The following is an 11,861-nucleotide window of genomic DNA, read 5'->3' as shown; positions in this document are numbered from 1 at the left end:
TTTCTGGCTATGAGCATGCTACTTGTCTCGGGTGTTAACCCGCCTGAAGGGCGCAGACGGGCACAAAAGGGTATCTTACGTGGCCCGTTCCGGCCCGGCCAATTCCACGGATCGGCGGGTGGGGGTGGTCGAGTGCGTCTACCGGGGTGAAATCCTACCGGTACGTTGTGGCTGTTCGACCGGCCGATTCGGGCCGATTCGCGCCCGGGACTTCTCCAGTGCTACGATCTGTAAGTTCGCGCGAGTGGCGGAATTGGCAGACGCGCTGGCTTCAGGTGCCAGTGTTCGAAAGGACGTAGGGGTTCAAGTCCCCTCTCGCGCACATGTGAACACGTGCAGTACACGGCACGTGCAGTACAAAGCAGGTGAAGTACGGAAAGGCCCCGGAGAAATCCGGGGCCTTTTTCTGTACCCGGCTGCGGCTTTCACCGAAATGGGCTGTCACGAGCCCGCGGCGAGCGTGAAGTTTGTCCTCGCGCAGGTGACGGTCTGAGCACTACGCTCGTCGCATGGTCGACGCCTCACAGCTCGCACACCGGCTGCCCTTGGAGTTTCAGCAACCCCCACGCTGGACCGCGCCGACCGCCGACTGGGTGGCCGGGCACCTCGGCTGGCAACCCGCACCGGGCTGGACGCCGACGCCCGACTGCCCGCCCGCGCCGGCTGGCTGGGTGTTCTGGCGCCGCAACGAGGGAGCGTGGGAAGAGTACGCCCACACCTACACGGCCCGGGCCCGCCGGTCGATCTGGATCGGACTGCTCGTGCTCGGCACCGGAGCCATCGTCACCAGTGCCCTGACGGCCATTGCCGCCCCGATCGGCCTGTTCATCGTGTTCTGGGCGGCCATGCTCTGGGGACCGATCCAGATCATCCACGCAGCCCGAAGCATGGACACGATCAACACCGCGCTCCTCGACAACCTGCGTGAAAATGCGCCGCGGGTGAAAATCGAGCTCGATCGGCTGGCCTACGAGGCCTATCTGCGGGCCTACCGGGCCTCGTCATGACCCCCGCTGAAGCGGCGGCCATTTTGCACGTGAGTGGTGGGGCATCCGTCGCCGATGTCGACCGGGCCTTTCAGCGCCGGGCCCGCCTGTCTCACCCGGATCGCTTCGTCGGGGCCACCGACGCCGATATTCGGGTGGCCACGGCCGAGTTCGTGAGGCTGATTGAGGCCAGGGACCTGCTGCGGGCCACAGCGCCCGGGGCACAGTCGCGGCCGGAACCCGTGATCGATCCGTTTGCCGGGCGTGCGGGCGAGCCCCTCAGCTTTGAGGAGTTCGTGCAGATTCGGGATGCCCGCGCCTGGCTGGCGCCGCCGGTGGCGTCGTCGATGCCGTACCGCGACGACGCGCCGCGCGCGCCGGAGCTGCGGCGGGCGCATCACGAATGGGTCGTGCTGCCCATTGTCTTCGTCGTGCTGACGGTCGCGATCTGGGGCCTGACGATTCTGCTGCCCGGCTGAGGAGTCAGGCTGCCGGCGCGGCAGCGCGGGCGAGGGTATCGCGGCTGAGCAGGGCGGCGCCGGCGACCGCGGCCGGCATGACGAACACCGCGGCGAAGGGAATAAGAAACAGGAGGTAGGTGGCGACGCCGAATCCGAGGCTCGTCGCCCGGCGGCCGGCCAGCAGGCCACGGCGCTGGCGCAGCGTATAGCCGCGGGCGTCGAAGGCGAGGCCGGTGAGTTCGAGGGCGAGGATCCAGCCGCCGAACAGCGCTCCGAGGCTGAAGGCCAGCAGGCCGCCGAGGACCGGAATGAGGCCGCAGACCAGAATGACGACACCGACGAGCAGCACCGGGGCCAGCAGTCGCAGAGCGTCGGCAATCGAGCGCAGTACGGAGCGCACGAGGCCGGTGCTGCTCTCGGGCGGCGCGTCACCGAGCCTGGTTTCGACCGTTCGCCAGATGCGCTCATAGAAGGGGTCACCGACGAGCAGTGTGACGGCGACATAGGTATAAGAGAGGAGCACGATGCTGCCGATCACGACCGCCGCCGCGACCGCGAACCGTGCGGCGGTGCGCCAGGGCTCTGCCCAGCCGGCGGCGAAAGGGGTCGCCCACTCGGCGATGCCGTTCAGGTTGATCACGAGAAACACGATGCCCACGACGTAGGCGGCTCCGACGATGAGGGCGGGGACGGCCCCGATGAACATGAGACGCGGCGAGGTGGCCCACATCGACAGTCCCTTGCGCAGAAATCCGACGCCGGCGAGGGCCTGGCGCACGCGGCTCGGCGCTGGGCTCGACTGCGGGCGGGGGCTGGGCTGCTGCATCAGACCAGATTATCGTGGCGGGCGGCCCGGCGCGCGGCGACCGCAGGCGGCTGAGAATTCGCCACGAGCAGGGCATCCTCGGGGCTTCGGGGTGTACAGGGGTCAGCTGGGCGGCGTACCCTCGGGCGTATGGATGAGCTGTCTGAGGGATGCACCGAATGACTCGCGTATGGGTGCGGTGGTTGCCCGCCGTCGTGGTTCCCGCGGTGATCGCCGTGGCCGTTGTCGCCGTTCCGATGCAGGCCGGAGCCGCCGTCGACCTGCCGGACAAGACCGCCCAGGAGGTGCTCGGGCTCGTCAGTGACAGCACCGTCTCGAGTTTCTCGGGCACCCTCGAGCAGACGTCGAACCTCGGGCTGCCCGATCTCGGCTCCGCCCTCTCGAGCATGCCGAGCGGGTCCGGGGATTCCGAGACGGATGCTGCGGCATCCGCTGCGACGACCGCCCTCGAGCTGCTGACCGGCTCGCACACCGCCCGCGTCTTCGCCGACGGCGCCGACAACCTGCGGGTGCAGGTGATCGACTCGCTCAATGAGCGCAATCTCATCGTCAACGGTGACGAGGTCTGGTTCTACGACTCCGAGACCAACGAAGCGACCCACCTGGCCATTCCGGCCGACGTTCACGCGGATGCCCGTGCCGAGCTCGAAGACGCCACGGCGAAGGCACAGGCCGAGGCAGGCGCCATGCCCACCCCGGCCGAACTGGCCGACAGGCTGCTCAGCGACCTGGATGCCAGCACCGAGGTGACGGTCGGTACCGACACCGCGATCGCCGGCAGGGATGCCTACGAGCTGCGGCTGACCCCGCGCACCGACGAGACCCTCGTCGCATCCGCATCGATCTTTGTTGACAGCGAGACCGGCATGCCGCTCAGCGTCGACGTGCGCGCCCACGGCCAGGAGGACCCGGCGTTCCGGGTCGCCTTCACCAAGGTGAGTTTCACGGCACCGGATGCGGCGCTGTTCGCCTTCACCCCACCGGCCGGCGCCACCGTGACCGAGCAGGCCCTGCCCGAGCACGACGGCAACGCCGACCATGAGGCGCTGACGGAGAAGGATCTGAGCGACCTGGCAGCCGGTGACCTGCCGGTCACCGTGACCGGAGAGGGCTGGGCCGCCGTGGCCGAGCTGCCGGCCGGCACCGTGTCGGCGGAGCTGACCTCCTCACCGCTGTTCGCGCAGCTCACGACCTCGGTGACCGGCGGAGCGCTGTTCTCGACGACCCTGCTCAACGTGCTCGTCACCGATGACGGGCGGGTGCTCGCCGGATCCGTGCCCGTGGAAACCCTGCAGGCTGCCGCCGCCGAGTGAGTGACGCTGACTGGCCCGGTACCGCCGGGGCCGATACCGCTGTGGCCGATACCGGCCTGGCCATCGAAACGGTCGGCCTGACCAAACGATTCGGCCGACAGACCGTTGTGAACGAGGTGGACCTGCGGGTGCCGCGTGGCGCCGTCTACGGATTTCTCGGGCCCAACGGCTCGGGCAAAACCACCACGATCCGCATGCTGCTCGGACTCGCCGGAGCGACAAGCGGGCGGGTGCGGGTGCTCGGCGAGGACATGCCGAGCCGCCTGCAGCAGGTGCTGCCCCGCGTCGGCGCGCTCGTCGAAGGCCCTGCCTTCTACCCCTTTCTCTCGGGCGCCGCGAACCTGCATCGCCTCGACACCGCCGACCGCTTCGCTTTCGGGCGCACCCGGCGGACCCGGGTCGCCGAAGCGCTCGACCGGGTCGGCCTGTCACACGCGGCCACGAAGAAGGTGCACGCCTACTCTCTCGGCATGAAGCAGCGCCTCGGCCTGGCCAACGCGCTGCTGATGCCCCGCGACCTGCTCGTGCTCGACGAACCCACCAACGGTCTCGACCCGCAGGGCACCCGCGAGGTGCGCAACCTCGTGCGTTCACTCGCCGCGGGTGGTGCCACCGTCTTTGTCTCCAGCCACCTGCTCGCCGAAATCGAACAGGTCTGCACCCATGCCGCCGTGATGAGCGCCGGGTCGCTCGTGGCGTCCGGCACCCTCGACGAGTTGCGCCGGGTTGGCCAGGCGTTCGTGCGGTTGCAGACACCCGACGTGGATATCGCCCGTGGAGTGCTGCTGCGGCTGGGACTGGCGCCAACGGCGGCCGGTGACCCGGGTCATCCGCTCGCGGACGACGCCGGGCCCGCCGACACGTACACGGTGAGCGCGCCGCTCGTCGACCGCCGCGTGACGGCCGAAGGAATCGTCGCGTCGCTCGTGGCCGCGAATGTGCGGGTGCGCGGCTTCGTGGTCGAGGAAGCGAGCCTCGAAGACCGTTTCGTGGCGCTGACCGGGGAGGGTTTTGATGTCGTCCAGTGAAGAACGCCTAGCCGCGCCGGTTCGGAACGGGTCGTTCGGTTGGGCGCTGCTGGCCTCCGAGCTGGCCGTGCTGTTTCGCCGGCGCCGCACCATTGCCATGCTGCTCGCGCTCGCGTTGATCCCGATTCTGATCGCGGTCGCCGTGCGGCTCTCGAGCAGTGAGGTCTCGGCCGGGCAGGGTCCGCCGTTTCTGGATCGCATCACGCAGAATGGCCTGTTCGTGGGCATCACCGCCCTCGTCGTGGCGATTCCGCTCTTTCTGCCGCTCACCATCGGTGTCGCGGCGGGGGATACCATCGCCGGTGAGGCCGGCCTGGGTACGCTGCGCTACCTGCTCGTGGCCCCGGCCGGCCGGGTGCGCCTGCTGCTCGTGAAGTTCGCCGGAGCCGCGGCGTTCTGCCTGGCCGCGACCCTGACCGTGGCGATCACGGGCGCGGTCATCGGAGCGATCCTGTTTCCGATCGGGCCGGTCACCCTGCTGTCGGGGGACACGATCAGTGTCGTGGATTCCATCGGTCGGTCGGTGCTGATCGCCTTGTATGTCACGGTGTCGCTGCTCGGGCTCTCGGCGATCGGGCTCTTCATCTCGACGTTGACGAGTGTTCCGGTCGGGGCGATGGCCGCCACGATCGTGGTCGCGGTGACCTCGCAGATTCTGGACGTGCTGCCGCAGCTGGAGTGGCTGCATCCGTGGCTCTTCAGTCATTACTGGCTCGGTTTCGCCGATATTCTGCGTCAGCCCATTCTCTGGGACTCTTTCAGCGACAACGCCCTGCTGCAGGGCGGCTACATGGTGGTCTTTGGCGCCCTCGCTTATGGCCGGTTCGCGACCAAGGACATCCTCTCGTAGGATCCGGCAAAATCAGGCCGAACGGTTTGCTTTAGCGGATGCGGCCGCTAGGCTTAAAAGCCAAGCCACACTCGGGGGAGATCGCCATGAGCAACAGAACCGCAGCCGACGATACGTCAGCCGCACGATCGGCCAGTGACACGGAAGCGGACAGCCGCGCGGGGTTGTCGCCCGCCGACGATGGACTCGTGCTGGATCGCGTTCCGTGGCCGGCCGTGCTGGTTTTCGCGCTGCTGGCGTGTGGTCTGGCCTGGCTGGTCGCCTTGCCGTTGTGGCTTTCGGGAGACGGGCTGAGCCATCCGCTGGCCGGACTGCTGCTGCCCGCGATCATGTTCACACCGCTTCTCGCGACACTCGTGGTGCTGTTCTTCGTGCAGAAGCCGCGGCCCCGTCCGAGCAGCCAGTACCTCGGGCTGTGGCCGCTGCGACCGGCGAAGCGCACGGTCTGGATGATCGTCGCCGCAATCTTCGGCAGTGGACTGCTCGTCGTGGCCGGTGTCTTCCTCGCCGCGGGCCTCGACCTCGTCGAACTGGATCTGATCACCTTCTCGGGCTTCGCGGCGGTGCTCGAGGCCGCGAGCCCCGGCGGGCTGCCGATTCCGGTGGGCACGGTGATTCTCGTGCAACTGATCCTCATTCCGTTTGCCGCACTCTTCAACGGGATCTTCGCCCTCGGCGAGGAGATCGGCTGGCGTGGCTGGCTGCTGCCGAGCCTGCTGCCGCTGGGCACCTGGCCGGCCCTGCTGGTCACCGGCCTGCTCTGGGGCCTCTGGCACAGCCCGCTGATCCTGCTCGGCTACAACTTCAGCCAGCCCAACCTTCTCGGGGTCGCGATGATGGTCGGCGGATGCGTCTTCTACGGGGTGCTGCTGGGCTGGCTGCGCCTGCGCACCGGTTCGATCTGGCCGGCCGTGTTCGCGCACGGTGCCTTCAACGCGACGGCAGGTTTTCTCGCCCTCGTCATTGCCGTCGGTTCACCGGCCGATCCGATCGCCGTGGGGCCGCTGGGCTGGGTTGCGTGGATCGTGATGGCCGCGGTCATCGGCGTGCTCGTGCTGACCGGTCAGTTTCGCACCCAGCCGTCGTTGCAGCGGCGCGTGCGGCCGGTCGCTTAGGGCGGCGTGCGCCGGGCCGAAGTATGCCGGGTCGCGTAGTGTCGTAGGCACCTCACCTATCTGACCCAGGGACCCCGCTGTGACCCACAACTACCCGCTGCACCAGGATATTCAGGCCCAGTGCCTGTGCTGTCTGAGCGCTCAACCGTTCACGTTCACCTCGCCGAACGATCAGGTCGTCTGCCCGCAGTGTGTGCGCCACATCGGATCTGAGAAGTCCGAGCGGCGGGATCGCGAGCACGTCACGGCCTGGGCCGCGCGCTTCGCCGAGGAGCAGCAGTCCAACACCGATTTTGCGGCGGCGTCCGTCGCCGTGATCGGCGGCAAGGACGTCGAGATCGCGGGCCTTGCCGAACAGGTCGCCCAGCTCGGCAAGGTCGTCACCGGCAACTTCGACCACACCGCTGTCGGCGGGGTGCGGGAGTTGCTCGAGAATGATCTGATCAAGCGGGCCGAGCGCAGGGCCCAGCTCGCCGCGAAGCAGGTGGACTGGGCCATGGCGGTGATCTGGCGCCTGAACGCGCTGCACCGGGTCGACCCGGGGCATCCGCAGCTCTGCACCTGCGGAAAGTCGAGCGTGCGCTGCGCCGAACTGTCCGCGCTCGAACCCCTGCGCCAGGCGCTCGCGGATTGGGAGAGCAAGAACCTGCGCCTGGCCCGGAGCGGCCAACGACATGGCCTGCCGGCCGAGCATCCCGAGCTCAGGACCTGACCGCAGCTGCTGACCCGCCAACGCCTGGGTCTGGTGTGGCCCCGTGTGGCCAATTCAGGAGATCCGCCCGTCGGCGGCCCGGCGCCGGCACTGGTCCGGCGGTCGGGGCTCTGCTCGGCGGCGAATCTCCTGAATTAGCCACCGATCGGGGGAGTGACACCGCGCACCGGAACGCAGAAACGCACCTCGCCAACTGGCGCGGTGCGTTTCTGCGTCCTGACCGGGTCAGGTTAGTGCGCGTACGCGCTCTCGGGCGACTCCACGGGGCGGCGCACGAGGAACGCGGCGGGGATCGCGAGCAGCGAGACGCAGGCGCCCACCAGGAACGCCGAGTGCACACCGGATGCCGTCGCCGAGGCCTCGGAGGCGCCCTGCGCCGTGAGCGTGGCGATCTGCGAGCTCATGACCGCGATGAAGAGTGCCGTTCCGACGGCGCCGGCGAGTTGCTGCACCGTTCCGACCACGGCGCTGCCATGGGAGTAGAGCGACGGACGCAGCGACCCGAGCCCGGAGGTGAATAGCGGCGTGAAGATGAAGGCGAGGCCCGCACTCATGCCGACGTGGGCCAGCAGCAGCATCCACGGCTCGGTGCGCTCGGTCATCAGGGTCATTGACCAGAGTGCGGCGCTGACCACGATGGTGCCGGGTACCAGCAACACCGTCGGGCCGAAACGATCGAAGATTCGACCCACGAACGGGGCCAGGATGCCCATGGTCAGGCCGCCGGGAAGCAGCAGCAGGCCAGTCGCGAGGGCGTCCAGGCCGAGCACGGTCTGCATGTAGATCGGCAGCAGGATGATGGTACCGAACAGTGCCATCATGCTCACGCTCAGCATCACAACCACGATGGTGAACGTGCGGGAACGGAACGTGCGCAGGTCGAGCAGTGCGCGATCGCTGCGCTGCAAGAACAGTTGACGCAGCACAAACGCTGCCAGGGCCACGATGCCGACTCCGAGCGGCAGCCAGCCGGCGGCACTGGATGACCCCTCAACGGTGCCGAGGTTGCTGAGGCCGTAGACGAAGCCACCGAAACCGAAGGCGGAGAGCACGACCGAGAGCACGTCGAGCGGAACGGCGCGCGGCGTGGACACGTTCTTGATGCGCGCGGCGCCGAGGGCCAGCGCTCCGACGGCGATCGGCAGTACGAGGATGAACATCCAGCGCCAGTCCAGCACGCTGAGGATGATGCCGGAGATGGTCGGGCCGATCGCGGGTGCAACCGAGATGACGATGGAAATGTTGCCCATGGTCTTGCCGCGCGACGATGCGGGGACGAGGGTCATGACCGTGGTCATCAGCAGCGGCATCATGATCGCGGTTCCGGTGGCCTGAACGATGCGGCCGACGAGCAGCACCTCGAAGCCGGGCGCGATCGCGGCGATCAGGGTGCCGGTGCTGAACAACGCCATCGCGGCCATGAAGACCGGGCGGGTGTTGAAGCGCTGCAGCAGAAAACCGGTGATCGGGATCACGACGGCCATGGTGAGCATGAACGCCGTCGTCAGCCACTGCGCCGCGGTGGCCGTGATGCTGAGGTCGGTCATCAGGTGCGGCAGCGCCACCCCCATGATCGTCTCGTTGAGAATGACGACGAACGCGGAGACGAGCAACAGCCGAATGACCAGGGTGTTGCGAGCCTCGTGCTTCGGGTCGGTGTGTTCATTGTGCTGCTTGACAGCGTTGTGCTGCTCGACAGCGTTGTGCTGGTCGGCCGCGCTGGGTGCAGCGGTCGGGGGCCCGGTGAGGGTGGATTCGGTGATGATGGTTCCTTCTACGGCGTCAATGGGCGAGTCGTGCCGCCGGCCCGCGGCGGGGCTTCGATCTGCACTCTCAGGCCCAGCGCTCGGCGGGGCCCGAATATTCCCCCGAAACGGTGAACGTTCGGGGTCGTGCCGCCGAGTTGGCCGAGCTCTGTCAGCGCGGCAGGGCGGCGCGCAGGTAGGGGGCGGTCGCGCTCGTCGGGTGCTCGGCAACGTGCGCGGGCGTGCCGGCGACCTGGATGCGACCGCCGGCATCGCCGCCGGAGGGTCCGAGGTCGATCACCCAGTCGGCGGCCGCGACGACGCGCATGTCGTGCTCGACGACGACCACGGTGTTGCCGGCGTCGACGAGACGGTTCAGCTGCGCGAGCAACAGCTCCACGTCGGCCGGGTGCAGCCCGGTCGTCGGCTCGTCGAGCAGGTACAGGGTGTGGCCGCGGCGGGCGCGCTGCAGCTCGGTCGCGAGCTTGATGCGCTGCGCCTCACCCCCGGAGAGCTCGGTGGCCGGCTGCCCGAGTCTGAGGTATCCGAGGCCGACCTCGCGCAGGGTGGCGAGGCTGCGGGCAGCGGATGCGACGTCGACCAGAAATTCGGCAGCCGCATCCACCGTGAGGCCCAGCACATCGGCGACGGTCTTGCCGCGGTAGGTGACCTCGAGCGTCTCGGGGTTGTAGCGTGAGCCACGGCACTCGGGGCAGGGAGCGTAGCTGCCGGGCAGGAAGAGCAGCCCAACGGCGACCGACCCCTCGCCGAGGCAGGTGGGGCAGCGACCGCCCACGACGTTGAACGAGAACCGGCCGGCGCCAAAGCCGCGACTCTTTGCCGCATCCGTCGCGGCAAAGGCCACCCGCACGGCGTCGAAGAGCCCGGTATAGGTCGCGAGGTTGGAACGCGGGGTGCGGCCGATCGGCTTCTGGTCGACCCGCACGAGCCGGTCGACGGCGTCGAGACCGTCGATGTGTTCGACCGTGACGCCCTCGTCGGGCTCGACTCGGGCTTCGGTGCCCTCGGTGTCGTCTTCGCCGGCAGTGATGGCGGTGTCGGCCGCGTCATCTTCGGCGGGTGTCGCCTCCGCGCCGGGGTGCAGCCGCTCGCCGACGGCCTCGGCGAGCACCTGGCTGACGAGGGTGGACTTGCCCGAGCCGGAGACCCCGGTCACCGCGGTGAGCACGCCGAGCGGAAATTCGGCGTCGAGGCCGCGCAGGTTGTGCCGAGTGATGCCGTGCAGGGTGAGCCAGTCGCTCGGCTCGCGCAAGATACGCGCAGCGCCGGGTGCTGACGGGTGTGCCGGAAACAGGTAATCCCGGGTGACGGATGCCGGCACATCGGCCAGGCCGGCGGTCGGGCCGCTGTAGAGCACGACCCCGCCACCCTCGCCGGCGCGCGGGCCGACATCGATGACCCAGTCGGCCTGCGCGACGACCTGCATGTTGTGCTCGACCACGAAAACGGAGTTTCCCGAGAGCTTGAGCTGCTCGAGCACCACGAGCAGCGGCTCGGCGTCGGCCGGGTGCAGCCCGGCCGAGGGCTCGTCGAGCACATAGATCACGCCGAACAGGCCGGAGCGCAGCTGGGTGGCGATGCGCAGCCGCTGCATCTCGCCGGGGGAGAGGGTGGGTGTGGGCCGCCCCAGGCTGAGGTAGCCGAGGCCCAGGTCGAGCAGCACGTCGATGCGACGGCCGAGGTCGGCCGTGATCGTGCCGGCGACCTCGCTCGAGTCGGCGCCGCTCTTCAGCACGCCGACCAGCTGGGACATCGGCAGGGAGTTGAGCTGGGCGATGTTCTGCCCGGCGAAGGTCACGGCGAGGGCATCGGGGCGCAACCCGGCACCGCCACAGAGCGGGCAGGGCCCGGTCTCCACATAGCGCAGCACGCGGGCGCGCACGCTCTGGCTCTTCGAGTCGGCGAGGGTGTGCAGCACGTAGCTTTTCGCGCTCCAAAACCGGCCCTGGTAGGGCTTGGCGATACGGTCGCGCTGCGGGGTGACCTGCACGACGGGCTGTTCTTCGGTGAACAAAATCCAGTCCCGGGTCGTGCGGTCGAGGTGTCGCCACGGCGTGTCCACGTCGTAGCCGAGCTCGATCAGAATGTCGCGCAGGTTCTTGCCCTGCCAGGCTCCCGGCCAGGCCTCGATTGCACCGTCGCGGATACTGAGGCTCGGGTCGGGCACGAGCGAGGCCTCGGTGACGGTGTGCGCCATGCCGAGACCGTGACACTGCGGGCACGCGCCCATCGCGGTGTTGGGCGAGAACGAGTCCGATTCGAGGCGGCCGGCGGTGTCCGCCGGGTACAGACCGGCGCGGGAGAACAGCATCCGCAGCGAATTGGACAGGGTCGTCACCGTGCCAACGCTCGAACGGGAGCTCGGAGTGCCGCGGCGCTGCTGCAGGGCAACCGCCGGCGGCAGGCCGGTGATCTCGTCGACGTGCGGGGTGTGGCCCTGCTGAATCAGTCGGCGGGCGTAGGGGGCGACCGATTCGAAGAAGCGGCGCTGCGCCTCGGCGAAGATCGTACCGAAGGCGAGACTGGACTTGCCTGATCCGCTCACACCGGTGAAGGCGACGATCGCGTCACGGGGCACATCGACATCGACATTGCGGAGGTTGTTCTCGCGGGCGCCGCGCACGCGCACAAAGCCGCCGCGCAGATTCGGGGCGACGGATGCATCGGGGACGGAGTTGGGCTGCATTCGTCCCACTGTAGTTTCCCTGACTGGGGGTTGAAGGGGAGACGACTCGAGTTCTGCGCCCGGCGGCCGCGGTACCATTAAGGGCGCGGTTCTCCTGCTTCGGTCGGGGCATGCGGGT

At 68.6% G+C, this 11,861-nt stretch carries 10 protein-coding genes and 1 tRNA gene; 8 read left to right on the top strand and 3 right to left on the bottom strand.

Annotated elements, in window-relative coordinates; genetic code table 11:
- The first annotated feature begins 238 nt into the window (after window positions 1-238).
- From E3T55_RS14390 to E3T55_RS14380, 3 genes are all read left to right on the top strand, one after another.
- Window positions 239-322, top strand: a tRNA-Leu gene (locus tag E3T55_RS14390).
- Window positions 323-509: 187 nt separating this feature from the next.
- Entirely contained in the window at window positions 510-1,007 is a 498-nt protein-coding gene (locus E3T55_RS14385; RefSeq protein ID WP_134520255.1) for a hypothetical protein, read from the top strand.
- Window positions 1,004-1,465, top strand: coding sequence for a J domain-containing protein (locus E3T55_RS14380; protein ID WP_134520254.1), 462 nt, complete (start codon window positions 1,004-1,006; stop codon window positions 1,463-1,465). Before E3T55_RS14385 ends, E3T55_RS14380 begins: the two co-directional genes overlap by 4 nt.
- A 4-nt stretch (window positions 1,466-1,469) precedes the next feature.
- Here E3T55_RS14380 and E3T55_RS14375 read toward each other — a convergent pair whose 3' ends face one another.
- Complete coding sequence (locus E3T55_RS14375; RefSeq protein WP_134520253.1) at window positions 1,470-2,273, bottom strand: EI24 domain-containing protein; 804 nt, start codon at window positions 2,271-2,273, stop codon at window positions 1,470-1,472.
- A 158-nt stretch (window positions 2,274-2,431) separates the two neighbouring features.
- On the opposite strand from E3T55_RS14375, the gene E3T55_RS14370 reads away from it, so the two are divergent.
- The 5 genes from E3T55_RS14370 (at window position 2,432) to E3T55_RS14350 (ending at window position 7,291) form a co-directional block, all read left to right on the top strand.
- A complete protein-coding gene (locus E3T55_RS14370) occupies window positions 2,432-3,586 on the top strand; it encodes a LolA family protein (RefSeq protein ID WP_174775473.1) in 1,155 nt (384 codons plus the stop codon).
- Window positions 3,583-4,614: an ABC transporter ATP-binding protein gene (locus tag E3T55_RS14365; RefSeq protein WP_241993073.1), complete on the top strand. Its 1,032-nt coding sequence runs from the start codon at window positions 3,583-3,585 to the stop codon at window positions 4,612-4,614. The genes E3T55_RS14370 and E3T55_RS14365 overlap by 4 nt, the downstream gene beginning before the upstream one ends.
- Window positions 4,601-5,464, top strand: a complete 864-nt coding sequence (locus E3T55_RS14360; protein WP_134520252.1) for an ABC transporter permease — start codon at window positions 4,601-4,603, stop codon at window positions 5,462-5,464. The genes E3T55_RS14365 and E3T55_RS14360 overlap by 14 nt, the downstream gene beginning before the upstream one ends.
- Before the next feature lie 86 nt (window positions 5,465-5,550).
- The gene (locus E3T55_RS14355; protein WP_134520251.1) at window positions 5,551-6,579 is read left to right on the top strand and encodes a CPBP family intramembrane glutamic endopeptidase; all 1,029 of its coding nucleotides are present in this window, start codon (window positions 5,551-5,553) and stop codon (window positions 6,577-6,579) included.
- A gap of 79 nt (window positions 6,580-6,658) precedes the next feature.
- On the top strand, window positions 6,659-7,291 hold the full coding sequence (locus E3T55_RS14350) for a hypothetical protein (RefSeq protein ID WP_134520250.1): 633 nt from the start codon (window positions 6,659-6,661) through the stop codon (window positions 7,289-7,291).
- Between the two features lie 230 nt (window positions 7,292-7,521).
- On the opposite strand, the gene E3T55_RS14345 is transcribed toward E3T55_RS14350, so the two are convergent.
- Window positions 7,522-8,919, bottom strand: a complete 1,398-nt coding sequence (locus E3T55_RS14345; RefSeq protein ID WP_241993087.1) for a DHA2 family efflux MFS transporter permease subunit — start codon at window positions 8,917-8,919, stop codon at window positions 7,522-7,524.
- Window positions 8,920-9,208: 289 nt separating this feature from the next.
- Window positions 9,209-11,743: an excinuclease ABC subunit UvrA gene (locus E3T55_RS14340; protein WP_134520248.1), complete on the bottom strand. Its 2,535-nt coding sequence runs from the start codon at window positions 11,741-11,743 to the stop codon at window positions 9,209-9,211.
- Window positions 11,744-11,861: the final 118 nt, after the last annotated feature.

The organism is Cryobacterium frigoriphilum, assembly GCF_004403305.1.
GTDB lineage: Bacteria > Actinomycetota > Actinomycetes > Actinomycetales > Microbacteriaceae > Cryobacterium > Cryobacterium frigoriphilum.
This window is presented reverse-complemented; position numbering and strand designations above follow the sequence as displayed.